General features: G+C 74.6%; 24 protein-coding genes. 13 read left to right on the top strand and 11 right to left on the bottom strand.

Features of this window, described 5'->3' with window-relative positions:
* Positions 1 to 65: 65 nt before the first annotated feature.
* The 4 genes from CXR04_RS03580 to phzG all read left to right on the top strand — a co-directional run bounded on the left by CXR04_RS03580 (position 66) and on the right by phzG (position 4,325).
* Positions 66 to 689 (top strand): isochorismatase family protein, encoded by a 624-nt coding sequence (locus tag CXR04_RS03580; RefSeq protein WP_101420448.1) that lies wholly within the window; start codon positions 66 to 68, stop codon positions 687 to 689.
* Positions 686 to 2,716, top strand: a complete 2,031-nt coding sequence (locus CXR04_RS03575; protein ID WP_101420447.1) for an anthranilate synthase family protein — start codon at positions 686 to 688, stop codon at positions 2,714 to 2,716. Before CXR04_RS03580 ends, CXR04_RS03575 begins: the two co-directional genes overlap by 4 nt.
* Before the next feature lie 77 nt (positions 2,717 to 2,793).
* Positions 2,794 to 3,633, top strand: coding sequence for a PhzF family phenazine biosynthesis protein (locus CXR04_RS03570; protein WP_101420446.1), 840 nt, complete (start codon positions 2,794 to 2,796; stop codon positions 3,631 to 3,633).
* A 53-nt stretch (positions 3,634 to 3,686) separates the two neighbouring features.
* Positions 3,687 to 4,325, top strand: a complete 639-nt coding sequence (gene phzG / locus CXR04_RS03565; RefSeq protein WP_101420445.1) for a phenazine biosynthesis FMN-dependent oxidase PhzG — start codon at positions 3,687 to 3,689, stop codon at positions 4,323 to 4,325.
* Positions 4,326 to 4,449: 124 nt separating this feature from the next.
* Here phzG and CXR04_RS03560 read toward each other — a convergent pair whose 3' ends face one another.
* Entirely contained in the window at positions 4,450 to 5,457 is a 1,008-nt protein-coding gene (locus tag CXR04_RS03560; RefSeq protein ID WP_101420444.1) for a methyltransferase, read from the bottom strand.
* A gap of 87 nt (positions 5,458 to 5,544) precedes the next feature.
* Positions 5,545 to 6,426, bottom strand: coding sequence for a sigma-70 family RNA polymerase sigma factor (locus CXR04_RS03555; RefSeq protein WP_234380674.1), 882 nt, complete (start codon positions 6,424 to 6,426; stop codon positions 5,545 to 5,547).
* Positions 6,427 to 6,591: 165 nt separating this feature from the next.
* Between CXR04_RS03555 and CXR04_RS03550 the strand changes: the two genes are divergently transcribed.
* A complete protein-coding gene (locus CXR04_RS03550) occupies positions 6,592 to 7,113 on the top strand; it encodes a pyridoxamine 5'-phosphate oxidase family protein (RefSeq protein ID WP_101420443.1) in 522 nt (173 codons plus the stop codon).
* 174 nt (positions 7,114 to 7,287) lie between these two features.
* Here the strand turns inward: CXR04_RS03550 and CXR04_RS03545 are convergent, their stop codons facing one another.
* On the bottom strand, positions 7,288 to 7,953 hold the full coding sequence (locus CXR04_RS03545; RefSeq protein ID WP_101420442.1) for an HAD family hydrolase: 666 nt from the start codon (positions 7,951 to 7,953) through the stop codon (positions 7,288 to 7,290).
* 289 nt (positions 7,954 to 8,242) lie between these two features.
* Between CXR04_RS03545 and CXR04_RS03540 the strand changes: the two genes are divergently transcribed.
* Positions 8,243 to 8,740: a lamin tail domain-containing protein gene (locus tag CXR04_RS03540; RefSeq protein ID WP_101420441.1), complete on the top strand. Its 498-nt coding sequence runs from the start codon at positions 8,243 to 8,245 to the stop codon at positions 8,738 to 8,740.
* 134 nt (positions 8,741 to 8,874) lie between these two features.
* Here the strand turns inward: CXR04_RS03540 and CXR04_RS03535 are convergent, their stop codons facing one another.
* Positions 8,875 to 9,618, bottom strand: coding sequence for an N-acetylmannosamine-6-phosphate 2-epimerase (locus CXR04_RS03535; protein WP_234380036.1), 744 nt, complete (start codon positions 9,616 to 9,618; stop codon positions 8,875 to 8,877).
* Positions 9,615 to 10,547 (bottom strand): ROK family protein, encoded by a 933-nt coding sequence (locus CXR04_RS03530; protein ID WP_101420440.1) that lies wholly within the window; start codon positions 10,545 to 10,547, stop codon positions 9,615 to 9,617. The genes CXR04_RS03535 and CXR04_RS03530 overlap by 4 nt, the downstream gene beginning before the upstream one ends.
* A 195-nt stretch (positions 10,548 to 10,742) precedes the next feature.
* Here CXR04_RS03530 and CXR04_RS03525 point away from each other — a divergent pair, with 195 nt between their 5' ends.
* Positions 10,743 to 11,537: a FadR/GntR family transcriptional regulator gene (locus CXR04_RS03525; RefSeq protein WP_101420439.1), complete on the top strand. Its 795-nt coding sequence runs from the start codon at positions 10,743 to 10,745 to the stop codon at positions 11,535 to 11,537.
* Positions 11,538 to 11,668: 131 nt separating this feature from the next.
* Here the strand turns inward: CXR04_RS03525 and CXR04_RS03520 are convergent, their stop codons facing one another.
* The 3 genes from CXR04_RS03520 to CXR04_RS03510 form a co-directional block, all read right to left on the bottom strand.
* A complete protein-coding gene (locus tag CXR04_RS03520) occupies positions 11,669 to 13,018 on the bottom strand; it encodes a hypothetical protein (protein ID WP_101420438.1) in 1,350 nt (449 codons plus the stop codon).
* 133 nt (positions 13,019 to 13,151) lie between these two features.
* A complete protein-coding gene (locus CXR04_RS03515) occupies positions 13,152 to 13,610 on the bottom strand; it encodes a hypothetical protein (protein WP_234380035.1) in 459 nt (152 codons plus the stop codon).
* A 67-nt stretch (positions 13,611 to 13,677) separates the two neighbouring features.
* A complete protein-coding gene (locus CXR04_RS03510) occupies positions 13,678 to 14,934 on the bottom strand; it encodes a DUF6745 domain-containing protein (protein ID WP_234380034.1) in 1,257 nt (418 codons plus the stop codon).
* Positions 14,935 to 15,142: 208 nt separating this feature from the next.
* Here CXR04_RS03510 and CXR04_RS03505 point away from each other — a divergent pair, with 208 nt between their 5' ends.
* The gene (locus CXR04_RS03505; protein WP_101420435.1) at positions 15,143 to 16,045 is read left to right on the top strand and encodes a phosphotransferase enzyme family protein; all 903 of its coding nucleotides are present in this window, start codon (positions 15,143 to 15,145) and stop codon (positions 16,043 to 16,045) included.
* 72 nt (positions 16,046 to 16,117) lie between these two features.
* Entirely contained in the window at positions 16,118 to 16,774 is a 657-nt protein-coding gene (locus CXR04_RS03500) for a maleylpyruvate isomerase N-terminal domain-containing protein (protein ID WP_101420434.1), read from the top strand.
* A gap of 78 nt (positions 16,775 to 16,852) precedes the next feature.
* Here the strand turns inward: CXR04_RS03500 and CXR04_RS03495 are convergent, their stop codons facing one another.
* Positions 16,853 to 17,449: a DUF4291 domain-containing protein gene (locus CXR04_RS03495; RefSeq protein WP_101420433.1), complete on the bottom strand. Its 597-nt coding sequence runs from the start codon at positions 17,447 to 17,449 to the stop codon at positions 16,853 to 16,855.
* Complete coding sequence (locus CXR04_RS03490) at positions 17,446 to 18,315, bottom strand: alpha/beta fold hydrolase (protein ID WP_101420432.1); 870 nt, start codon at positions 18,313 to 18,315, stop codon at positions 17,446 to 17,448. Before CXR04_RS03490 ends, CXR04_RS03495 begins: the two co-directional genes overlap by 4 nt.
* A gap of 138 nt (positions 18,316 to 18,453) precedes the next feature.
* Between CXR04_RS03490 and CXR04_RS03485 the strand changes: the two genes are divergently transcribed.
* The 4 genes from CXR04_RS03485 to CXR04_RS03470 all read left to right on the top strand — a co-directional run bounded on the left by CXR04_RS03485 (position 18,454) and on the right by CXR04_RS03470 (position 22,271).
* Positions 18,454 to 19,161: a helix-turn-helix domain-containing protein gene (locus tag CXR04_RS03485; RefSeq protein WP_101420431.1), complete on the top strand. Its 708-nt coding sequence runs from the start codon at positions 18,454 to 18,456 to the stop codon at positions 19,159 to 19,161.
* Entirely contained in the window at positions 19,158 to 19,961 is an 804-nt protein-coding gene (locus CXR04_RS03480) for an SRPBCC family protein (RefSeq protein ID WP_101420430.1), read from the top strand. Before CXR04_RS03485 ends, CXR04_RS03480 begins: the two co-directional genes overlap by 4 nt.
* An 88-nt stretch (positions 19,962 to 20,049) precedes the next feature.
* Positions 20,050 to 20,802, top strand: a complete 753-nt coding sequence (locus tag CXR04_RS03475) for an SDR family NAD(P)-dependent oxidoreductase (protein WP_101420429.1) — start codon at positions 20,050 to 20,052, stop codon at positions 20,800 to 20,802.
* 122 nt (positions 20,803 to 20,924) lie between these two features.
* Entirely contained in the window at positions 20,925 to 22,271 is a 1,347-nt protein-coding gene (locus tag CXR04_RS03470; protein ID WP_101420428.1) for an ABC transporter substrate-binding protein, read from the top strand.
* A gap of 27 nt (positions 22,272 to 22,298) precedes the next feature.
* Here CXR04_RS03470 and CXR04_RS03465 read toward each other — a convergent pair whose 3' ends face one another.
* Positions 22,299 to 23,768, bottom strand: a complete 1,470-nt coding sequence (locus CXR04_RS03465; RefSeq protein WP_101420427.1) for an aminotransferase-like domain-containing protein — start codon at positions 23,766 to 23,768, stop codon at positions 22,299 to 22,301.
* Positions 23,769 to 23,800: the final 32 nt, after the last annotated feature.

The raw sequence follows: 23,800 nt of genomic DNA, 5'->3' as shown, positions 1-23,800 counted from the left end.
GGCCCCGGCGGCGCGGCCCCTCCCACCAGCCCGCGCACCCACCGCACCCTGAAAGGAGCCCCACCGTGGTCGGCATACCCGCCATCGACCCGTACGAGCTGCCGACGGCAGAGACCCTGCCGGCCAACCTCGCGGCGTGGACCCCCGACCCCGCCCGCGCGGCGCTCGTCGTCCACGACATGCAGCGGTTCTTCCTGCGCCCCTTCCCCGAGCCGCTCCGCGGCCCGCTCGTCCACAACGCCTCGCTGCTCCGCAAGCGCGCCGCCGGACTCGGCGTCCCTGTCGCCTACTCCGCACAGCCCGGCGGCATGACCCCGGAAGAGCGCGGCCTGCTCGTCGACTTCTGGGGCCCCGGCATGCGCACCGCACCGGAAGACCGCGAAGTCGTCCCCGAACTCGCCCCCGCCGACGGCGACTGGCTGCTCACCAAGTGGCGCTACAGCGCCTTCCACAAGTCCGGCCTGCTCGACCGGCTGCGCGCCGAGGGCCGCGACCAGCTCGTGCTGTGCGGCGTCTACGCCCACGTCGGCGTACTCGCCACCGCCATCGACGCGTTCACCCACGACATCCAGGTGTTCCTCGCCGCCGACGCCGTCGCCGACTTCTCCGCCGACCGGCACCGCATGACCCTCGACTACGTGGCCCAGCGCTGCGGCATGGTCGTCCCGAGCGCGGAGATATTCGCATGACCACCGCCCCCGGACCCCGCCAGGACGCTGCCGGCGCCGGCACCGCGCTGCTCGACCGGCTGCTCGCCGGGCCCCTCCCGCCCTCGTACGCCCTCCTGCACCGGCCGGAGAGCGGCACCCCGGGAACCGTCGACGTCCTCCTCGGCGACGTCACCCACCCGGCCACCCTCGCCGGGCTCCCGCTGCCCGCCCGCCCCGCGGAACCGCCCGCCGCCACCGCCCACCGCACCCTCCTCGTCGTGCCCTACCGGCAGCTCACCGAACGCGGCTTCGCCGCCCCCGACGACGGCGCGCCCCTCATCGCCATGAACGTCACCGAGCAGGCCGCCGTGCCGCTCGCCGACACCCTCGCCCGGCTCCCCGACACCCCCGCCCCGCTCACCGGCCACCGCTTCGACCTCTCCGACGAGGAGTACGCCGACGTCGTACGGCGCGTCGTGACCGGCGAGATCGGCACCGGCGAAGGCGCCAACTTCGTCATCAAGCGCACCCTCCTCGCCGACGTCGGCGACGACCCCGCGCGCGCCGCGCTGACCGTCTTCCGGCGGCTCATCTCCCTGGAGCCCAGCGCCTACTGGACGTTCGCCATCCACGCCGACGGCCGCACCTTCGTCGGCGCCACCCCCGAACGGCACCTCTCCGTCCACGAGGGCCGCGCCGTGATGAACCCCATCAGCGGCACCTACCGCTACCCCGCCGGCGGCCCCACCCTCGACGGCCTCACCGCCTTCCTGCGCGACCGCAAGGAGACCGACGAGCTGTACATGGTGCTCGACGAGGAACTGAAGATGATGTCGCGCATCTGCCCCGCCGGCGGCCGGGTCACCGGACCCGCGCTCAAGGAGATGGCGCGGCTCGCCCACACCGAGTACTTCATCGAGGGCCACACCACCCGCGACATCCGCGACGTGCTCCGCGAAACGCTCTTCGCACCGACCGTCACCGGCAGCCCCGTCGAGAGCGCCGCCCGCGTCATCGCCCGCCACGAACCCCACGGCCGCGGCTACTACAGCGGCATCGCCGCACTCGTCAGCGACGAGCCCACCGGCAGCCGCACCCTCGACTCGGCCATCCTCATCCGCACCGCCGACATCGCCGACGACGGCCGGCTCTCGCTCTCCGTCGGCGCCACCCTCGTACGCCACTCGTCCCCGGAGGGCGAAGCGGCGGAGACCCGCGCGAAGGCCGCCGCGCTCCTCGACGCCCTCGGCGCGGACGGCACCGCGGACACCACCGCGGACACCACCCCCGGCGCCACCCGTACCCCCGCGACCGCCGACGCCGCCGCCGTACCCGCCACGCAGCCCGCGGCCGCCGGCGCCGCGCCCCCCGCCCCGCGCTTCGCCGACCACCCCGCCATCCGCGACGTGCTACGCGGCCGCAACACCGGCATCGCCGGCTTCTGGCTCGCCGCCACCGCCGCCCGCCCGCTGACCGTACCCGCGCTGGAAGGCATGAAAGTCCTCGTCGTCGACGCCGAGGACACCTTCACCGCCATGATGGTCCAGCAACTCGAAGCCCTCGGCCCCACCGCCGAAGTACGCCGCTTCGACGAGCCCTACGCCGTCGACGGCTACGACCTCGTCGTCATGGGCCCGGGCCCCGGCGACCCCCGCGCCGCCGCAGACCCGAAGATCGCCGCGCTCGACACCGCCGTCGCAGGACTCCTCCGCGACCGCACCCCGTTCCTCGCCGTCTGCCTCAGCCACCAGATCCTCAGCCTCCGCCTCGGCCTCGACCTCGTCCGCCGCGACCGCCCCAACCAGGGCGTCCAGCGCGCCATCGACCTCTTCGGCCGCCGCGAACACGTCGGCTACTACAACACCTTCGCCGCCGTCAGCCCCGCGGACCGACTCGACATCCCCGGCGTCGGCCGCATCCGCGTCAGCCGCGACCCGGCCACCGGCCAGATCGACGCACTGCGCGGCCCGCACTTCGCGTCCTACCAGTTCCACGCGGAATCCGTCCTCACCGTCGAAGGACCCCGGCTCATCGGCGACGCCCTCCTCGCGGCGATCGCCCGGTGAGACACCCAGCGCCCACCACCTGAACCCCGCCACCCGGGGCCACCCACGAACCCGTATCCGCCCGTCAGGAGCCGTACATGCCCGAACTCGACTACATGCTGGTGGACGCCTTCTCCCGCAAGCCGCTGAGCGGCAACCCCGTCGCCGTGTTCCTCGACGCCAGGGAACTGACACCCGACCTGATGCAGCGCATCGCCCGGGAGATGAACCTCTCCGAGACCACCTTCGTGCTCCCGCCCGGCGAAGGCGGCGACGCCCGCATCCGCATCTTCACCCCCGTCAACGAACTGCCCTTCGCGGGACACCCCCTGCTCGGCACCGCCGTCGCCCTCGGCGAGACCCGCAAACAGGACGAACTCCAACTCGAAACCGCCATGGGCGTCATCCCCGTCCACCTCACCGACGACGACGGCGCCGTCAAGGTCAGCATGCGCCAGCCCCACCCCGTGTGGGAGCCCTACGCGGAAGCCGACGAACTCCTCGCCGCCCTCGGCGCCGACACCTCCGTCGCCCCCGTCGAGGTCTACCGCAACGGCCCCCGGCACGTCTTCGTCGGCCTCGAAAGCGTCCCCGCGCTCTCCGCGCTGCGACCCGACCACCGCGCCCTGTCCGCGTTCCCCGACATGGCCGCCAACTGCTTCGCAGGAAACGGCCGGCAATGGCGCGCCCGGATGTTCTCACCCGCGTACGGCGTCGTCGAGGACGCCGCCACCGGCTCGGCCGCCGGGCCGCTCGCCATCCACCTCGCCCGGCACGGCCTCGCCGACTACGGCGAACAGGTCGAGATACTCCAGGGCGTCGAAATGGGCCGCCCCTCCCTCATGCTCGCCACCGCGGAAGGCGACGGCGACCGGATCCACGCCGTGCACGTCGGCGGCAACGGCGTCACCGTAGGACGCGGCACCCTCTTCCTCTAGACCTTCCTCTGGACCCGGACGCCCGGCGGGCGGCCACCGCAGAAAGGCACCAGATGCACACCAGCAAGTTCGAAAGCCTCACCGTCGAGAACGACGCGGACTTCCCCGAGTACGACGACCCGCCCGCCGACCCCGTGACCCTCGTACAGCGCTGGCTCGACCGCGCCGTCGAACTGCAGGTCCGCGAACCCAAGGCGCTCGCCCTGGCCACCGCCGACAAACGCGGCCGGCCCTCCTCCCGCATCGTCCTCGTCAGCGCCGTCGACGACCGCGGCGTGCTGTTCACCAGCCACGCCACCAGCCGCAAGGGCCGCGAGATCGAAGAGAACAACTGGGCCGCCGGACTCCTCTACTGGCGCGAGACCGGCCAGCAGATCAAACTCTCCGGACCCGTCGAACCCGTCGCCCTCGCCGAATCCGACAGCCTCTGGCAGGCCCGGGCCATCCCGCTGCACGCCATGTCCGCGGCCTCCCGGCAGAGCGAACCGCTCGCCGACCCGGCCGCGCTGCGCGCAGAAGCCGCCCGCCTCGGCGCCGACGGCAAGGCCCTCGACCGCCCCGAGCGCTTCTACGGCTACCGGCTGCAGCCCCACGACATCGAGTTCTGGGCCCACCGCCCCGACCGGCTCCACCTCCGGCTGCGCTACGACCGCGACGGCGACGGCTGGACCGCCGTCCGCCTCCAGCCGTAGCCGCGCGCGGCGCCCGCGGGCGCCGCGCCCGCACCACGGCCAACGGCGCGGGCGGCCGGCGCCCCGGATCCCTCCGGGCCGCCGGCCGCCCGCGCCGCCCTAGGCGCGCCCCGGCCGTCAGGTCTCAGACCTTCGCCGCCTCGATGATCGCGGCGTGCGGCGAGACGTGCAGCACCTGCGCCGGCACCAGCCCCGCCTTGCGCATCAGAGCCTCGTACTCCGCCTGCGTCCTGCCCTTGCCGTTCAGGACCGTCAGCATCACCATGTCCACGTCCTTCGCCGGATGCGGCTCGTTCCCCTCCGGCACCAGCGCGTTGACCATGAGCATCCGGCCGCCGTCCGGCATGGCGTCCCGGCACACCTCCAGGATCCGCACGCACTGATCGTCGGGCCAGCTCGCCAGCACGTGCTTCAGGATGTAGACGTCCCCACCCTCCGGCACCGCCGCGAAGAAGTCGCCGCCCACCGCCTCCCACCGGCCCGACAGCTCCGGCACATCCAGCACATGCGCCGCCACCACCGGCTCACGGTCCATCAGCGTGCCCTCAAGATGCGCGTTACGCCGCAGAATCGCCAGCAACTGCCCGCCGCGGCCACCGCCCACGTCCACCACCTTGCGGGCGGAACCGAAGTCGTACGCCGCGGCGACCTGATCGCTCAACGCCTCCGAGAACGACGCCATACTCGCGTCGAACCGCATGCCCAGCTCACGGTTGCCGAACAGATACTGGTAAAAGGGCATCCCGAACTCGGCCTCGAACGGATTCCCGCCCGTACGGACCGCCTCGGAAAGCCCCGTCGCAGAACGCAGGAAGATCTCGTGGCCGTGCATCTCCACATACGAGCGCATCGACCCCGGCACATCCTCACGCAGCAACTGCGCCAGCGGCGTCAGCGCGAACCGGCCGTCGTCCTCCTGCCGGAACACCCCGTACGCCGCCAGATAACGCAGCAGCCGTGCCAGATACGGGCCGTCGAGCCCCGCCTCCGCCGCCAGGTCGTCCGCGCTCCGCGGACCCCCGGCCAGCAGATCGGCGAGCCGCAACTCCGCGGCCGCATGCAACGCGGCCGTCCGCAGATAGCCCTGGGATAAATCCAGCAACTGCTCGGTGACATCGGTAGATTCGTCCATGCACACACCTTAGGTCGCGCCCCGGACGGCTGATAGGAGCCCGACCGTGGCAGGTTACTGTTATCATTCGCCCCGCATCCGGGGCGCCTACTCGAAAACGATGGCGAGACCGTCGAGATCGGCCCTGATGTCGATCTCCGTGATCCTGCCGTTCTCCGTAGCGAAACAGAACGCCACATGCGGCCGCCCGCGCACCTGCCACACCAGCCCCGCCGCACCGTCGATCAGCGCCGGAGCCGGATTCCACGTCCGTCCCGCGAACACCCGCGTCACCGCGTCCGCACCGCGGATCTCCGGCACATCCGTGATCGGATGCATCCCCCGCAGCCCGGCCTCCAGACTCATCCGCATCGCCGCCGCATCCGTACGCAGCACGATGTCCGGCGCCAGCATCGCCAGCAGCGCCTCGAAATTCCCCTCCCGCGACGCCGCGAGAAACGCCGTCGCCAGATCCGACTTCCCCGAAGGGAAAGAGGCGGCGGCATCGTACACACCGAAAGCCTCCCCCCGCCGCGCCGTCGGCGTCGACCGCTGCACACGCCGCCGCGCCCGGCTGGCGAGCTGCCGGGCAGCGGCGGGGGAGCGGTCGACGATCGTCGCGATCTCCTCGAACGGCACGGCGAACATGTCGTGCAGCACGAACGCCAGCCGTTCGGCCGGCGTCAGCGTGTCCAGGACGACGAGGAGCGCCAGCCCGACCGAGTCGGCGATCACCGCCTCCTCCTCCGGATCCTCCGGCGACAGCTCGTCCTGCGGATCGCCCGCATCCGACGTGTCCACCAGCACCTCGGGGCGGGACCTGCGGGACTGCAGCATGTTCAGCGACACCCGGGCGACGATCGTCGTGACCCAGCCGCGCAGGTTCTCCACCTCGCTGGTGTCCGAGCGGCTGAGCCGGATCCACGCCTCCTGGACGGCGTCGTCGGCCTCCGGGACCGACCCGAGCATCCGGTACGCCACCGCGCGCAACCGGGGCCGATCCGTCTCGAAGCGCTCCGCCAGCCAGTCGTGTTCACTCTTCAAAGCCCGGTCCTCTCACCGTCGCCTCTCATGTATCTGACCCGCGAGAACACGCCGATGTGACGCACCCCCGAACACCCGGCCGAGGGCTACCTGCCCCGCTACCGTGACCGGATGCGCGAAACCCCCGAAGAACTCCGACGCCTCCAGGAACTGCTCGACACCTCCCTGGCCCGCTCCACCGGCCACCTCCGCTCGATCATCAACACCGACCGCACACTCACCGCCGACCAGCTCACCCGCGTCCTCACCGGGATGTGCACCCTCGCCCTGTCCACCGTGACCGCCAAGGGCGAACCCCGCATCAGCGGCGCCGACGGCCACTTCCTCCACGGCACCTGGTACTTCGGCACCGCCCGCACCGCCGCCAAGGCCCGCCACCTCACCGCCCGCCCGGCGGCCAGCGTGGCGCACATGCGCGGCGAGGACCTCGGCGTGTTCACCCACGGCGACGCGATCACCCTCAACCCGGCGGAGGGGGAGCCGGACCCCGAGTGGCCGGAACTCCTCGCGTACTTCAAGGACTTCTACGGCGAGAACGCCTTCCGCTGGGACGAGGAAGTCGTCTTCTACCGGCTCACCCCGCACTGGATGACGGTCTTCGCCCCGGACGCCGCAAAACTGGGCGTCGCCTGAAAGGCGCACGCCTCTCGGAAGAACCGCGCCCACGTGTGCAGACGAGGGATCTGCAGCACCATCAGCGCCACGCGGCTGAGTGCGAAATCAACCGCCCCAGAGGAATCGCGCCGTGGCCGGCAGGTACGACGAGCTTGCCGGCCGGCACGGACGCGACCGTGCCGGCCGCGGCAATCAACCAGTGGCGGTGACAGGGCCGGGGGTGTGCCTGCCGGGCGGCGCCGGCAAGGGGACCAGATCGTGCGGACGCACGGCGACCAGGTGAGCTCCGGCACCGACACCGGTGCGCGCGCCCCATGCGGCGTGCACGCCCTGCGCCCCTGCCGCGTGGGCGCAGCCGAGGTCGACTGCGGCGTCGCCCGCGTATGCGGTTGCCCCGGCCGGAACTCCGAGCCGCCGCCCGGCCAGCAACAGCCCGTCCGGCGCCGGCTTGGGGCGGTCCACCTCGTCGCCGGCGACGACCACCTCGAACCGCATGCCGAGGCCGGCGGCAGCGAGCATGCTCGCGGCCACTCGCCGCGTGGCCGCCGTGAACACGCCGAGCCGCAGGCCCGCGCCGGCGAGGTCGTCGAGCAGGGCCGGGATGCCGGGGAAAGGGCGCAGCCCGGCGATCGCCGGGTCCAGGTGCGCGTGGAAGCGTTCGACCTCGGCGGGGCCGCATGCGCGGCCGAGAAAGTGTGCCAGAACCAGTTCCGTGTGGCCGACATGCCAGCCGGCGACCACCTCATCCGGCGTCACCGGCGGGCCGCCGAGCGAGTGAATCGCGTCGGCGTATGCCCGGGACACCGTGGGGACGCTGTCCAAGAGCGTCCCGTCCATATCGAAGACGACTGCACGCATGGCTCAAGATCCTGACCTCCCTGGTCCGTTGGACGCCAGGGCCGCTTCGCGGACACTGGCCGCCTCCGACCGGTGCCGGGCCGCCTTGAGGTGGGACTACGCCCACCAAGCCGTCCGCGCCGGACATCCGAAAGGAGAACGCACTGCCCCGGCCCGTGGAAACCGGGGCTCACGGCGCATGGTGGCGCAAGGGCCGGACAGGCCGTTCCGGGTGCCCTCTCGGCACGCCCGCCGTGCGGCGCTACGCGCATAACCTCCTGCCGAATCGAGACATGGGGGGTTCGCACACATGCGCAACCACGGAGTCGTCACCGCCATCGCCGCCGCCGGCGGCGCGCTGACGATGCTCGCCGTCACGCCGGCACAGGCCGCCGAGTACAGCTCGCCGCTGAAGGTCCGCGGCGTCCAGTACGACGCACCCGGCCGGGATTCCAACAGGTGTTCCGGCGGGAACACCCACAAGGAATATCTGGCGATCAAGAACTACTCGTCCAGCCGGACGGTGAACCTGAAAGGATGGGTCGTCAAGGACGCCGCCGGGAACCGGTTCACGTTCCGCGCGAACCACTATCTGCAGCCCGGCGACCAGGTGAAGCTGCGCGGCGGTAACGGCCGCGACTCGGACGCGGACAACGTCGTCTACCGCGACAACTGCAACTTCATGTGGAACAACGACAAGGACACGATCTACCTGGTCAAGTCGAGCGGCAGCCGGGCGGACGTGCACAAGTACACCAAGAGCGCCAACGACCGGGACGGTAACGGCTACATCTCGTACCACGGCTGACGGCTGAGGGCGGACGGCCGAGGAGGGGGCGGGCGCTGGGCTTCCCGTGCGTGTGCTGTTGTTTCGCGGACGATGACAGTCATCTGTTATCTGTCAGTTGTCATTCGTCGATCGTCAGGGCGCGCCGGGCCGGGTCACCCGCGGGGGCGGGTGGCGTCGAGTGCGGTGGTGAACTGGCGGGTGAGGGTTGTCGGGTGGGTGATCGCCGTACCGACGACCACCGCGTACGCACCGCGCGCCAGCGCCTCCGCCGCCTCGGCCGGCGTCCCGATCCGCCCCTCCGCGAGCACCGGCACCCGCACCGCCGCCGCCAGCCGCTCCACCAGAGCGAGGTCGGGACCCGCGCCGGGGGCGGGGGAGCGGTCGGTGTAGCCGGAGAGGGTGGTGCCGATCAGGTCGGCGCCCGAGTCGGCCGCCCGCAGCCCCTCCTCGTACGTCGAGACATCGGCCATCACGAGCCTGCCCGCCCGCCGCACCGCCTCGAACGACTCCGCCACGTCCCGGCCGTCCGGCCGCGGGCGGGCCGTGGCGTCGACGGCGACGACGTCCGCGCCAGCCTCCGCGACCGCCCGCGCGTGCGCCGCCGTGGGCGTGATGACGACGCCGCCGTCCCCGTCCTTCCAGAGCCCGATCAGCGGCGCGCCGGTCGCGGCCCGGATCGCCCGCAGGTCCGCGAGCCCCTGCGCGCGGATGCCCGCGGCCCCGCCGTCGAGCACGGCCAGCGCCATGCGGCGCATGGTGTCGGGGTCGCGCAGCGGCTCGCCCGGGTACGCCTGGCAGGAGACCACCAACCGCCCGCGCAGTCGCGCGAGAAGAGCCCCAGCCCCGCCCCGGCAGCCGTCGCCGTCGCGATCGCCGAAGCCGCTCCGCGCGCTCACGCGACCGCCTCCAGCGCGAGCCGTGCGGCGCCGAGCAGCGCCGCGTCGTCTCCCAGCTCTCCCGGCACGACCGGGACGTCCGACAGCAGGGGCAGCGCCGTCGCCGTGATCGCCGCGCGCAGCGGGCGCCACCAGACCGGGCCGCACCGGCTCACGCCGCCGGTGACGAGGACGAGTTCGGGGTCGAGCGCGTTGACGAGCCCGCCCACGGCCTCGCCCAGCGCCGCCGCGCCCTCCGTCAGCACCGCCACCGCCACCGCGTCCCCGGCCGCCGCCCGCTCCGCGACGACCGCGAGACCGCGGCCCGTAGCCGGGTCCTCCCCCGCCGCCTCCCCGGCGCGGCGGCCGTACTCCGCCGCCATCGCCGGACCCGCCGCGACCGCCTCCGCGTGGCCCGTACCGCCGCAGGCGCACGGGCGGCCCGCCGCGTACGGGACGGGCAGGTGGCCCAGGTGTCCCGCCGCGGAGCGGGCGCCCCGGTGGGGCCGGCCGCCGAGGATCAGCGAGCCGCCGATGCCGGTGCCCGCCGCGACGAGCAGCACGTGCGCACGGCCGGCCGCCGCGCCGCGCCAGGTCTCGCCGAGCGCGTGCGCGTGCACGTCGTTGTCGACGGCGACGGGTACGCCGAGGCGGCGGCCGAGTTCGTCGCGGAGCGCGGTGCCGGTCCACCCGGGCAGTGCGGCGGTGGCGGAGAGCACGGTGCCGGCCGCGGCGTCGATCACACCCGCGCTGCCGACGCCGACGGCCGCGTACGGGCCGCCCTCCGCGGCCAGTTCCGCCACGGCCGCCGCCGCGGCGTCGAGGACCGCCGCGGGCCCGGCGGCGGCCGGCGTGGGCGCGGTGCGGCGGTGCAGCAGCCGCCCGTTCTCGTCGACCAGGGCGGCGGCGGTCTTCGTACCGCCGATGTCGAGCGCGGCGACGACGGTCATCGCGGCCCGGCGGCGGGTCGGTTGCGGCGGGGCACGCGTCCTCCCGGTACGTACGGCATGTCAACGAAGGCGGGGGCAGAGGCAGGTGGAGCAGAACGAGAGGAGCAAGAGATCAGATGTCTGATGTCCGATGCCTGATAGCGTGTGACCGTAGCCCGGGGGTCGAAACGGGTCAAGAGGCGGGAGTGTGCGCGCATGACCGAGGCCCGTGCCATGGACGTCCGTACGAGCGCGGCTCGCGCGGCCGGGACACCCACCGGCAGATCCCTGCTCCGGCTGGAGGTCACCGAGGGCATCAAGCGCTACATCCTCGCCAACCGGCTGCGCCCCGGCGACCCGCTGCCCACCGAGGCCGACCTGTGCGCCGCCCTCGGCGCCAGCCGCTCCAGTGTCCGCGAGGCGGTCAAGACGCTCCACGCCCTCGACATCGTCGACGTACGGCACGGGCACGGCACCTACGTCGGCAGGCTGAGCCTGTCGGCGCTCGTCGAGAGCCTCGCGTTCCGCGGGCTGCTCGACCCGGAGGGCGACGTGCAGGTGATGGCCGATCTCGTTGACGTGCGGGAGCTGTTCGAGCGGGGGATGGCGGAGCGGATCGTGGCCCGGCTCGACGGCGACCGGCTCGACGCGCTGGAGGGGCTGGCGGAGAAGACGCGTGCGGACGCGGGCGGCGGGGAGGCGGACTTCGTGGCGGCGGACCGGGCCTTCCACGCCCTGCTGGCCGAGCCGCTGGGAAACGAGCTGATGGGGCAGCTCTCGATGGCCTTCTGGGACGTGTACGCCATCGTCGCCCCGCAGTTGCGGATGGCCACGCGCGAGGACCGGGCGGAGACGGCCGCCGCGCACGCGGCCCTCGTGCACGCCGCGCGCAGCGGCGACCCGGCCGCCTTCACCCGGGCCGTCGCGGCGCACTACGCCCCCGTACGCCGCCGGCTCGCGGCCGTCCGCAACGGCGAGGAGGGGGACGGCGAGGCCGTCGCGCCCCGCTGATCCACGAGACGCCCCACTCCGGCCGGCATGGCGGCGAACTCGGCGGACAGGGCGGTACGTACCTCAACTGCCCCGCGCACGCCGGGGACACGGACGCCGGAACCGCGGGGATTCTCCCAGCGCCCGCCCGCTCAGCGCCGCTTGAACTTGCGCGCCAGCCGCCCCCAGGTGCCCAGCCGCAGCGCCTCGTACTCCGCGAACCGCCCCCGGTCCTCCGGCTCGGCCACGTCCTCGAAGACCGCCCGGGCCTCCTCGCGGAGCACCGGGTCCTCGTGCAGCATCAGCACGAACAGCATCCCGTCGCGGCGCAGCGCGCGCAGCGCGCCGTCGCGTCCCGCCGGGTACGAAGTGAGCCCGTGCAGCGCGCGGAGCAGCGGCAGGTGCTCCGCCACCCGGTCGGGGTGGAGCCGCAGGGCCAGCCGCAGCGCGAGCTCCAGCTCGGCGTCGGGGGCCCGCGGCTCGCGCGCGAGCACGGCGGTGACGGCGCGCGCCGCGGACGGGGCGTCCTCGGCCATGTGCCGCAGCCGGCGCCGGAGTTCGCCGTCGTGTCCTGGCGGGTTGCCGTGCGCGGCGAGGACGATTGCGGCGTGGACCGCCTCGGCGGGCGGCGGCGCGTCCATGACGGCGCCCCCGAAGTCCTGGTCCCACGCGCCGCGCGCGTCCCCCGCGTTCCCCGGTAACGCGTCGAGCGTGCCGAGCGCCTTCAGCTCCCTGACGGCCCCGCGCCGGTCCGTGGGCGACCGGCTCATCGCGAGGTAGACGAGCGCGTCGGCGATCTCCTCGTCCGCCGGCCGGCCGGAGCCGTCAGCGGGCAGCTTTCTCATCACGTGCATCAGGCTGACCCGGGCCTGCGGCCCGGACTCGGTCTCGAACCGGGCCCGTATCTGCGCCGTCGTGGCGCCGTAGTGCTCCAGCGTGCGCAGCACCTCGGGGAAGGCCATGTCGTCGGGCTCGATGCTCGCGGCGGCGTCGAGCAGCGCGGGCACGGCGCCGTCGAGGTGCGTGCCGCGCAGCGCCGTCGCGGCGTAGTGGATGCAGGCCCGGTCGCGCAGCGCGCGGCCGTAGACGGGCGCGGCCCGGTCGTCGCCGATGCGGCGCAGCGCCTCCACGAGGCCCTGCTTGAGGTCGTACGGGTCCTGGTAGTGCTCGTCCCGGGGCTCGCGCTGGGGGAGGCTGTCGCTGGGGACGGTGCGGTACCGCTCCAGTTCGAGCACCTTGCCCACGCCGTGCTCGTCGACGAGGGCGTCACCCTCCTCGTACCAGGCGTCCCACACCGCGGTGACGGCCCCGACCCGCTCCAGGTGCGCGGCGTGGTCGGCGAGGAGGGCGTCGAGCCGGTCGACGAGCACGGGGACGACATCGGGACCCCGCTCCTGCAGCGCCAGGATCGCCCGTTCCCGGAGGCTCACCTCGTCGTAGCCGCCGTCCCCGGTCCGCCACAGGGCCAGCCGCTCGATCAGCTCCCCGACGTCGTCCGCCACTGGTTCACCCCTGTGCTACGGGCCGTTTCCGAAGCCAGGACCGTACCGGAACGACACGGGGAAGGGTCCCGAACGACAGAACCCGTCCGGTTCGGTCACGCCCGGGGCGCACGCCCCGGGCGCCCGGCCGCGGTCAGTCCGCGATGAACCGGTTGCCCAACCGCCCCGTGCTCTCGCTCCGTTCGCGCTGGCGCCTGATGACGTACGTGCCCGGGGCGATGCCCGTGGCGCCGTGTTCCGGGTGGATGAGGTACGCGACCGCCGTGGCGTCGAGGACGCCGAGGGCCAGGCGCTGCGAGTCGTTCACGCGCCGGCTCCAGCGGCAGGTGCCGGGGTCGGCGACGAGCGTGTGCGGGTTGCCGCCGGCGGCGCCGCGCAGCAGCTCTATGCCGCCCGCGGGGACGTCCTTCCAGCGGGTGTGCGGCGGGACGGTGACGTCGTCGAGGAGCGCCAGCGGTACGACGATGAGGTCGCCCTGCGCCTGGAGGCCGGCGACGACGGGGATGGTCACCTCGCGCTCCAGGTGGGCGAGGACGTCGAGGCCGGTCCTGGCGGTGAGGTCGGCGAGGGTCACGGCTGCGGACGTGGTCATGTGCATCACCTCGGGGTGAGAGAAGGGAAGCCGGTGAGAGAAGGGAAGGCGGTGAGAGGGCCGCACGTCAGGTGCGGCGGGCGAGCCGCGCGTACTGCGGGCCGCTGAGCCCGTACGACCAGCCGGCCGCGGCGACGGGGTCGTCGATGCCGGGGGGCACGCTCAGCCCGTACCGGCGGCGCCGCCCGTCGGGCTCGACGGAGCCGTTGACGACGAGCAGGACGCGCCCCGGTGTGCCCCACACGCGCCGCGGCACGTGGTAGAGGTGCAGGTGCGACCCGGCGTTGCCGGGGTCGGGGGCCTTGGCGAGCAGGTGCAGTCCTGCCCGGTCGACGTACGTGTCCCAGCCGATGCGCTCGATGGCGCAGCGGCGCACCTCGACGTTCGGCTCGCGGTGGATCCGCGCCACCGTCGGCTCGGTGACGACCCACCGCGGCACGGCGGTGCCGTGCAGCGCGTACACCTCGGCGCCGTCGCCGTACCGGACGGCGGGGCGGCCGGGGTGGTGCAGCCGCAGTTCGCCGTGGCGGGCGCCGGGCAGCGGCTCGGTGTGTGTCTCGGCGGGCCGCTCCGCGACGACGCACACCCCGTCACCGGGCCACCACCAGCCCGCGGCGCGGGCCAGGGCGGCCCACAGGGCGAGTTGGCGGGTGTCGGCGGCGCGGTAGGCGGCGAGGCCGAGGCGGGCGTGGATGTCGTAGTGCCCGATCCAGTGGGTGTCGTGCTGGCCGTGGAAGGTGAGCCCGAGCGGTTCGGCTTCGGTGGCCGGCAGGAGTGCGGTGCGGATCGCGGGCCGCGGTCCGTCGAGCAGGGTGGCGGCGAGCGGGTCGTGGACGGCGGTCCACAGGATGTCGCGCAGCGGGTACCCGTCGCCGAGTGCGTCCTCGGCCGCCATGGTGTGCGCGACCTGGTGCCATGCAGGGCGCGCGCCGTGCCCCAGCGACCAGGGGCGCGGGACGCGCCGGTTCAGCCGGGTGCGCAGCGCGGACAGCAGTGACGCCAGCCGGGACGCGACGGGCCAGTCCGCCCATCGCGCGGGTGCGTCGGCGGCCCGAAGCCGGGGGCGGGCGAAGGCGGGTTGCTCGTCCCGTAGCGCCGGCGGGGCCGCCGCGGGGGAGGGGATCCAGACGAACCGCGGTGGCGGCGCGCCGGCCAGGCCGTAGAGCCCGGTGACGGCTGCTTCTGCCGCCGGCCGGTCCGCGGGCAGGGTGGAGAAGGCGTGCCCCAGCCAGTCGTCGCGCAGCGCGACGGCGAGGGACAGGCGTTCGCGGGAAGAGGAAAGTGAACCGTCGAAGCGGGGAGAAGCCCCGCGCGCAGAGGTCACCGCGGTCACCAGAGGGAGGCGGTGTGCGCCTTTCCACGAGGAGTCATGGCGGCCAGGGTGCCAGCGGCGGCGCGGGGGCGCAAGGGGATTTACGGGCCGCGGGCTCGGGCCGGCTCCGCGGCCGGGAAATGGTGCGGCGCCGCCGCGCCGCCCTGTGATCGAATGCGGGGAGGGGTCGTGGAAGTGTGAAAAGGGCAGGTGAACGGGCGTGGTCTTCGTGGAGGTGCCGCTGACGGCGGCGGTACGGGAGGCGACGGGCGTCACCGGCCCCGCGGAACGGCTCTACGGCGGCGAGGAGTCCGCCGCCTGGCGGGTCGGCGCGCACGTGGTGCGGATCGGCGCGTACGACAAGGACACCGCGGAGGCCGAGTGGTGCCACCGCGTCGCGGTCGCCGCGCGGGCCGGCGGCTGCCCCGAGGCGGTCGCCCCGCTGCCGGTCCCGGGCCGGGACGACGGCGCCACGGTCGTACGGGTCGAGGGCCGCGCGGTGTCGCTCTGGCCGTACGCCGACGGTGTCTGGGCCGACCGCGACGACCCCCGCTCCGCGACGGCCGCGGCCCGCATGCTTGCCCGCCTGCACCGCGCGCTGGCCGGCGCGCGACTGCCGCCCCGGCCGAAGCCGAGCTTCCTCGAAGCCGGTCTCGCCGGCGACGCGGCGTACGACGACCCGCGGCTGCACGATCCGCAACTGGACACGTGGCTGGCCGGGTTCAGCGCCCGCGCCCGGCTGCGGCACGCCCTGCACGGCGACTACTACCACGGCAACCTGCTCGTCGACCGCGCCGACCCGGCGCGGATCGTCGCCGTGCTCGACTGGGACGAGTCCCTGGTCGCCCCGCCCGAGGTGGAAGTGGGCAGCGCGGCGCTGGAGTTCGCCGACGAGTTCTGCGAGGACCCGGCGGACGCCCGCCGCTTCGCCGACGCCTACCTGGAGGCCGGCGGCACCGCCGAGGCGCTGGACGAGGAGTCGCTGACGCAGTTGATGCGGCACCGCCTGCGACGCGAGGGCGCGTACTTCGCGCTCGCCGTGGCCCGGGGCGTCCAGCACGACGGGGAGGACCTGGACTACCACCACCGCCGGATGGAGGCGTTCGCCGGACTCCGCCCGTAGCGGGCGCCGCCCGTAAGAGGGGCGCGCGTAAATCGAGTTGTCCGGGGTGCGGGGGCGAACTACGTTGCCGAGGTGGATCAATTCGTACCCTCCTGGGCGGCGCTGCGCGCGGCCGTCGCCGGTCTGAGCGACGAGGACTTCGCGCAGCCCTCAGGCTGCACGGGCTGGCTCGTCCGCGACCTCGCCTCCCACCTGGTGATCGACGCGCAGGACGTGCTCATCACCCTGGTCACCCCCGCCGACGGCGAGCCGACGGTCGACGCGGCGCGCTACTGGCACGTCAGCGACGAGCCGCCGACCGGCGCGGACCCCCTCGACGCGCTCACCGTCCGGCTGGCCGCGGCGTACGAGGACCCGGCGCTGCTGAAGTTCCACCTCGACGACGTCGGCTCCGCCGCGGGCCGGGCCGCGCAACTCGCCGATCCGGCGCTGCGGGTGAGCACGCAGGACATGGTCCTCACCGCGGGCGACTACCTCGCGGCGTACGTCCTGGAGTGGACCCTGCACCACCTCGACCTGATCGCGCACCTCCCGCACGTGCCGGGACCGCCCGCCGAGGGCCTGGCCGAGACCCGGGCCCTGCTGGAGCGGATCGCGGGCGCGGCGTTCCCGGAGCCCTTCACGGACACCGACGCGCTCCTGATCGCCACCGGCCGCCGCACCCCCGCCGAAGCGGAGCGCACCGCCCTCGGGCCGCTGGCGGCGAAGCTCCCCCTGATCCTCGGCTGACCGGGGGCCGGGGGCCGCCGGCTGCCGCGCACAGGACCCCGGCAACCACACACCGGGCCGCAGCCCGCCGGCCGCCGGCTACGCCGTGCCGATGCGGGCCCGGACGTCGTCCGGCAGCGGGCAGGGCTCCTCCCGCGGCAGCAGCGCCGCGGCTTCCTCGCGCCGCTGCTCCCGCAGCAGCGCGCGCACTTCCCGCGCCAGCGGCGTGACGTCCTCGATCCCGCGGATCCACTCGTCGACGTACCCCCCGACCGCCGGACCGGAGAGCCCGATCTGGATCGCGCGCCGCTCCAGCGGCCGCAGCGCCATGTCCCGCTCCGGATCCCACTGGATCCGCACCGGGCTGGTCCTCTTCGCCGCCAGCCAGTCGTCACGGGTCGGGTACATGCGGCTGTCGTGGTGGCTCAGGCAGGAGTGGCGCAGCGCCCACTCGAACCCCCGCCGGCTGATCTCGACGGCCAGCACCCGCTCCTGGCCGGGCTTCTCGGCCCAGCCGCAGCGGTACATCATCCACAGGAACGACGGCTTGATCCACGTCATCCGCTCGCGCTTGAACGGCGGCACGAACGTGCCCGCCCGCAGCGCCGGTTCGGCGACGGCGGGCGCGTACGCCTGGTAGACGGTGACCGTGTCCGCGGTCTGCCGCGCGCGGACCTGTCGCGTTTCCGTCGTCACCCCGGGAACTCCTCTGCCCGCGCCGGGGATCCGGTCAGGAACGCCGCCGCGGCCGCCGCGAAGAGCGCCGGGTCGTCCAGCCACGGGTGGTGGCCCGCGGCGGGCTGGACGGCATGGCGGGGGCTCGGGAAGAGGGCCGCGTACGCGGCCATCGCCGGGGGCGGCGAGTTGACGTCCACCTCGCCGGCCAGGACCAGCACGGGGGCCGGGAGGCGGGCCAGGGCGGCGCGGGTGGCGGGCGGGTCGTAGGCGCCGGGGGCGCCGTAGGCGGCCGCGGCTTCCGCGTTGCGGTCCGCGTCGGACGCGGCGTCCAGCGCGCGGGCCGCGTCTTCCCAGCGGCCGTGGAAGAACGGCGCGATGGCGCCGCGCTCGCCGCCGCGGCCGGCGGTCAGGTCCTCCAGCGCCGCGTACGCGTCGGGGAACCACGGCTCCTTCGCCCGCAGTCGGGCCGTCGTCAGCCGGGCCTCCGCGGTGACCTCGATGCCGACCGCCGCGACGCTCGGCGTGATCAGCGCGAGCCGGCCGACGCGTTCGGGGTGGCGGGCCGCGTACAGCACCGCGAGGTTGGCGCCGGCGCAGTGCGCGAGCAGGTCGAGGCGGTCCAGGCCGAGGTGCGCGCGCAGCGCGTCGACGTCGGCGACGAGCCGGTCGCAGCGGTACGACGCGGGGTCGGCCGGGGTGGCGGAGGCGCCGGTGCCGCGGGGGTCGAGGCGGATCAGCCTGCGGTGCGCGGTCAGCCCGCCGAGGTCGCCGAGGTAGGCGGAGGACTGCATGGGGCCGCCCGGCAGGCAGACGACGGGCGCGCCGTCGCCACCGGAGTCGTGGTAGGCGAGCGCGGTCCCGTCGGGTGCGGTGAAGGCGGTCATGGCGACGAGCCTGTCAGCGGCGTTCCCCGCGCGGCAACCGGATTGCGGGCCGCCGGCCGGGTGTCCGCGTACCCGATCGGGCGCGGATGCCCAGCTCAGTGCTTGACAAATTTATTTGTCAAGGGGAGTCTTGGCGGCATGCAGGACATCGATGTGATCGCGGACCCGGCCTCGGCCGCCGCCGCCCTGGACCCGGTACGGGCCCGGCTGCTCGCGGAACTGCGCGCGCCCGCCTCGGCCTCCGCCCTGGCGAGCCGGCTCGGCGTGCCCCGGCAGCGGGTCAACTACCACCTGCGGCTGCTGGAGAAGCACGGCCTCGTGGAAGTCGCAGGCACCCGCGCCTGGGGCGGGCTGACGGAGCGGCAGCTCGTCGCCAGCGCCGCCGGGTACGTGGTCTCCCCGGAGGCGCTCGGGGCCGCCGCCGGAGGGCCGCGGCCGGACGGCGACCGGCTGTCGGCGGCGTACGTCGTCGCGCTGGCGGCCCGGGTCGTCGCGGAGGTCGGCGGCATGGCCCGCAACGCCGTACGCGGCCGCAAGCGGCTGCCGGTCTACGGGCTCGACGCCGCCGTGCGGTTCCGCTCCCCGGCCGACCGGGCCGCGTTCGCCGAGGAACTGACGGCCGCGGTCAACGGGCTGGTCTCCAAGTACCACGACGAGGCCGCGAAGGACGGCCGCTGGCAGCGGCTGACCGTCGCCGTCCACCCCGTGCCGAAGGACGTCGGCCCCGGCGCGCCGGAGGCACCGGAAGCGGCGGACGCCACACAAGCGGCGGACGCGACGGACGTACCGGAGACACCGGAGGCGTCCGGCGCGACGGACGGCCCCGAGGGCGGCGGGCGGCCGTGACCGAGGACGACCCCACCGCCCGCCTCAGCAGCCACGAGATCACGGTCCCCGGCACCCCCGACGAGGTGTGGCGCGCCATCGCCACCGGGCCGGGACACGCCGCCTGGCTCTTCCCCGCCGACATCGACCCCGCCGCGGGCGGCGCGATGACCGTGCGCCGCGAGCCCTACGGCGAGACCGCGCACGCCACCGTCACCGACTGGGACCCGCCGCACCGCTTCGGCTACGAGGAGTCCGCGGGCCCCGACGCGCCGCCGCTGGCCACGGAGTTCCTCGTGGAGGCCGCGGGCGGCGGCAGTTGCGTCGTGCGCGTCGTCAACGGCCTCCGGCACGACGGCGGGGGCTGGGAGGACCTGGTCGAGAGGGCCGGCGAGGGCTGGCGGATGTCGCTGACCGTCCTGCGCGCCTACCTGACGCACTTCGCCGGCCGGCCGGCAGGCAGCGTCGGCGTGCTCGTCGGCCTCGGCCTGCCCGCCGCGCAACGGCCCCGCGCCGCCGCCGTCCTCGACCGCCTCCTCGGCATCACGGCGGCACCCGCCGGGGCCGCGTTCCGCACCCCCGCGGGCGCACCGGAGCTGGCCGGCACGGTCGAGGACAGGAGCCCGGGCTACGTACTGCTGCGCGCCGCCGAGCCGTACCCCGCGCTGTACGCCTTCTCCTGCTTCCCGATGGCCCCCGGCGCCCCGCTCTCGGTGAACCTCCTCGCCCGCCTGTACGGCGCCCCGCCCGGCGCCGCCGCCCGCGAGGAGGGCAGGTGGCGCACCTGGCTCACCGGCGCCCGTCCCGCGTTCGGCAACTGAGGACGACGACCCCGACGACGACCGCGTACCACCTCCGCGTACGACAACTGCGGACCATCACAGCCGCGTTCGACAAGTGAGGATCACCATGCTGCTGAAGGACAAGAACGCACTCGTCTACGGCGCCGGCGGCATCGGCCGCGCCGTCGCGCTGGGCTTCGCCCGCGAAGGCGCCACCGTGCATCTGGCCAGCCGGACCCCCGCGCGCCTGGAGGCCGCTGCCGCGAACGTGCGCGACGCCGGCGGAACCGTGTCGACGGCGGTCCTCGACGCCCTGGACGAGGCCGCCGTCGACGCGCACGCCGACGCCGTGGCCAAGGAGGCGGGCAGCGTCGACATCTCCGTCAACCTCGTCTCGGTGGGCGACGTCCAGGGCACGCCCCTGGCCGAGATGACGCTGCGCGACTTCGAAGCGCCCGTCCACAACGCCGTGCGCACCACCTTCCTGACGTCCAAGGCCGCCGCCCGGCACATGATCCGGCAGAAGTCCGGCGTGCTGCTCACCTTCGGCGGCGTCGGCGACCCGCTGCACGACTACTTCATCGGCGGCTTCCAGGTCGCGCTGAGCGCCGTCGACATGCTGCGCAAGCAGTTCGCCGCCGAACTGGGCCCGCACGGCGTGCGCGTCGTCGGGCTGAAGACCGGCGGGATCCCGGATTCGGTCCCGGAGGGCTTCGAGGGCCGCGACGAACTGATCGCCTCGCTGGTCGAGCCGACGATGCTGGGCCGGACCGCGACGTACGAGGACGTCGGCAACGCCGCCGCGTTCGCGGCCTCCGACCGGGCCGCGTCGATCACGGCGTCCGAACTGAACATCACCTGCGGCGCGATCGTCGACTGAACCGTCCGCGGCAGTCGAAAGATGTGCAGATGGGATGACCCGGGAGCGCTCCCACGCTACGCTCCCAAGCCACGCCGCGCCCCGTCACCGGGAGGGGGCGCGGCGGCTTCCGGGGGAGTCCCATGCGCACACGCCCACGTACCGGCAACCGCACCCGTACACGCACGTCCCGTGCCCTCGCCGCCGCACTGGCCGCCGGCCTCCTCGCCGGCTGCGCGCTGCTCGACGACGGCCCGCCCGCCGCCGCGCCGGACGGCGGGGGAGGCGGCGACGGCGGGCCCGTCACGCTGACGGTCGGCGTCTTCGGCGTCTTCGGCTTCGAGGAGGCCGGGCTCTACGACGAGTACGAGAAGCTGTACCCCGGCGTCACCATCGTGGAGAACGCCGCGCCCAGCAACGAGGAGTACTACCCGGCGCTGCGCGACGCCCTCGACTCCGGCCGCGGGCTCGCCGACATCCAGGCCGTCGAGGTCGGCAACATCGGCGAGGTCGTCGCCACCCGCGCCGACCGGCTCGCCGACCTCGGCACCGCGACCGGCGTCGACGAGGGCGCGTTCCTGCCGTGGAAGTGGGACCAGGCGACCACCGACGAGAACAAGACCGTCGGCCTCGGCACCGACATCGGCCCCATGGCCGTCTGCTACCGCAAGGACCTCTTCCGCGCCGCCGGGCTGCCCACCGGCCGCGAGGAGGTCGCCGCCCTGTGGTTCTCCGACTGGGAGAAGTACCTCGGCGTCGGCGCGGACTACATGGCGGACGCCCCCGCCGGCACCGCCTTCGTCGACTCGGCCGCCGGCGTCTACAACGGCTCGATCAGCAGCTTCCCCGTGCGCTACTTCGGCCGCGAGGGCGAGGCCATCTACAAGGACAGCCCCGCCGTCGAGGTCTCCTGGGACCTGGCGATGCAGGCGGCGCAGGGGGACATGACGGCCCGGCTCAAGCAGTTCACCCCCGCCTGGGACGAGGGCTTCGCCGAGGGCGGCTTCGCGACCGTCATCTGCCCGTCCTGGATGCTGGGTTACATACAGGAGAAGGCGGGCCCCGGGGCCGCCGACACGTGGGACATCGCCGCCGCGCCCAAGCCCGCCAACTGGGGCGGCTCGTTCCTCACCGTCCCCGAGGCCGGCGAGCACCGGGAGGCGGCGGCCCGGCTCGCGGCCTGGCTGACCGCGCCCGAGCAGCAGGCCAGGCTGTTCGAGAAGCGGGCGAGCTTCCCCAGCTCGCAGGCCGCGTACGAGCTGCCGCAGGTCGCGGACGCCACGCACCCGTACTTCAACGACGCGCCGACCGGCGAGATCTTCTCCATCGCCGCCAAGAGCATCCCGACCCTCGAACTCGGCGCGAAGGACCAGCCGATCCAGCAGCAGATCACCGACGCGGGCATCCTGCCGGTCGAGCAGCGGAAGCTGACACCCACGCAGGCGTGGCGGGCGGCGGAGCGGAAGATCGACGAGCTGCTGGACCGCTGACACCGCGGAGGCCCGCCGCTACGCCCCTCAACCCCCGTCCGCGAGCGGCGAGTCGGCGGGGAACGCGCGGCGCAGCCGGAGTACGCCCTCGCGCAACTGCGCCGTGCCCGCGCCTGCCGCGTAGCTCAGCCGCAGGTGCGGCGCCGGCGCCTCGGCGGTGAAGTACGGGGCCCCGGCCGTGACCGCGACACCGTGGCGCAGCGCCGCCGCGGCCACGGCCGCCTCGTCGGTGCCGTCCGGCAGCCGCAGCCACAGGTGGTAGCCGCCGAGGGGCAGCCGGTCCGGCACCAGCCCCGGCAACTCGCCGTGCAGCGCGCCCAACACGGCGGTGCGGCGCTCGCGCAACGCGCCCGCGAGCGCCCGCAGATGGCTCGCCCAGGCGGGGGAGCCGACGAGTTCGAGCGCGGTCTCCTGCAGCGGGCGGGGCACGAAGAGGCTGTCGACGACCTGGACCGCGCGCAGCCGCTCCAGCACGGGCCCGCGCGCCGACAGCGCGCCGACCCGCAGACTGGGCGAGGCGGCCTTGGTCAGCGAACGGACGTGCACCACCACGCCGTCCGGGTCGTCGGCGGCCAGCGCCGGCGGCAGCGGCGCGGCGTCCGCGTGCGCGAGCCGGCGCGCGAAGTCGTCCTCGACGACGAACGCCCCGGCGGCGCGCGCGGTGCCGAGCACGGCCGCGCGCCGCTCCGGCGCCAGCACGGCGCCGGTGGGGTTGTGGAACAGCGGCTGGCAGACGAACACCCGGGCGCGGGTCGCGGCGAACGCCTCGGCCAGCAGGTCGGCCCGTACGCCGTCGGCGTCCATAGGAACCGGCACAGGACGCAGCCCCGCGGCGCGGGCCACGGCGAGCAGCCCCGGGTACGTGGGCGACTCGACCAGCACCGCCGAGCCCGGGGCGGCCAGCGCCCGCAGCGCGGTGGTGAGCCCGCTCTGCCCGCCGGCGGTGACCAGTACGTCGGCGGCGCCGAGCGGCCCGGCAGGGCCGCCGATGTCGCGGGCGAACCAGTCGCGCAGCTCGGCCAGCCCCGCGACCGGCGGCCGGGACCAGGTGCCGGGCCGCCGGCCGGCCCGGGCCAGCGCCCCGGCCAGCGCGCGCTCCGGGCGCAGTGAGGCGTGCGGATAGCCGCCGCTCAGGTCGACGACCTCCGCGGGCGGGGCGGCGAGCGTGGCCAGCACCCCGGCGGCGTCGGCGGCGCGCGGGCCGGTGTCGACGGCGGCGTACGGCGGGTCCGCGGTCAGCGCCACCTCCTGCCACGAGACGTCGCCGAGGGCGCGCGCCGGAGCGCGGGCGGGGGCCTTGAACACGCCGGCGCCCGGCCTGCTGGTCACCAGCCCTCCGGCGGTCAGGGCGGCGATCGCGCGGGAGACCGTCACGGGGCTCACCCGGTGCCGCGCCACGAGCGCCCGGCTGGACGGCAGCTTCTCGCCCTCGGAGTAGCGGCTCAGCTCGTCACGCAGGACCGCGACCAACTGGGCGACACTGCTACTGTCGTTCATGACAGCACAAGATAGCGCTACTCTGCCGGCGG

The organism is Streptomyces sp. CMB-StM0423, from assembly GCF_002847285.1.
Classification (GTDB): Bacteria; Actinomycetota; Actinomycetes; order Streptomycetales; family Streptomycetaceae; genus Streptomyces.
Note: the sequence above shows the minus strand (reverse complement) of the source record. Positions and strands in the feature narration are given on the sequence as shown.

Coding starts and splice junctions, on each gene's coding strand:
- CXR04_RS03575 (WP_101420447.1), top strand. CDS start 686: ATGACCACCGCCCCCGGACCCCGCCAGGACGCTGCCGGCGCCGGCACC.
- CXR04_RS03540 (WP_101420441.1), top strand. CDS start 8,243: ATGCGCAACCACGGAGTCGTCACCGCCATCGCCGCCGCCGGCGGCGCG.
- CXR04_RS03570 (WP_101420446.1), top strand. CDS start 2,794: ATGCCCGAACTCGACTACATGCTGGTGGACGCCTTCTCCCGCAAGCCG.
- CXR04_RS03485 (WP_101420431.1), top strand. CDS start 18,454: ATGCAGGACATCGATGTGATCGCGGACCCGGCCTCGGCCGCCGCCGCC.
- CXR04_RS03560 (WP_101420444.1), bottom strand. CDS start 5,457: ATGGACGAATCTACCGATGTCACCGAGCAGTTGCTGGATTTATCCCAG.
- CXR04_RS03470 (WP_101420428.1), top strand. CDS start 20,925: ATGCGCACACGCCCACGTACCGGCAACCGCACCCGTACACGCACGTCC.
- CXR04_RS03550 (WP_101420443.1), top strand. CDS start 6,592: ATGCGCGAAACCCCCGAAGAACTCCGACGCCTCCAGGAACTGCTCGAC.
- CXR04_RS03545 (WP_101420442.1), bottom strand. CDS start 7,953: ATGCGTGCAGTCGTCTTCGATATGGACGGGACGCTCTTGGACAGCGTC.
- CXR04_RS03525 (WP_101420439.1), top strand. CDS start 10,743: ATGACCGAGGCCCGTGCCATGGACGTCCGTACGAGCGCGGCTCGCGCG.
- phzG (WP_101420445.1), top strand. CDS start 3,687: ATGCACACCAGCAAGTTCGAAAGCCTCACCGTCGAGAACGACGCGGAC.
- CXR04_RS03515 (WP_234380035.1), bottom strand. CDS start 13,610: ATGACCACGTCCGCAGCCGTGACCCTCGCCGACCTCACCGCCAGGACC.
- CXR04_RS03490 (WP_101420432.1), bottom strand. CDS start 18,315: ATGACCGCCTTCACCGCACCCGACGGGACCGCGCTCGCCTACCACGAC.
- CXR04_RS03530 (WP_101420440.1), bottom strand. CDS start 10,547: ATGACCGTCGTCGCCGCGCTCGACATCGGCGGTACGAAGACCGCCGCC.
- CXR04_RS03475 (WP_101420429.1), top strand. CDS start 20,050: ATGCTGCTGAAGGACAAGAACGCACTCGTCTACGGCGCCGGCGGCATC.
- CXR04_RS03465 (WP_101420427.1), bottom strand. CDS start 23,768: ATGAACGACAGTAGCAGTGTCGCCCAGTTGGTCGCGGTCCTGCGTGAC.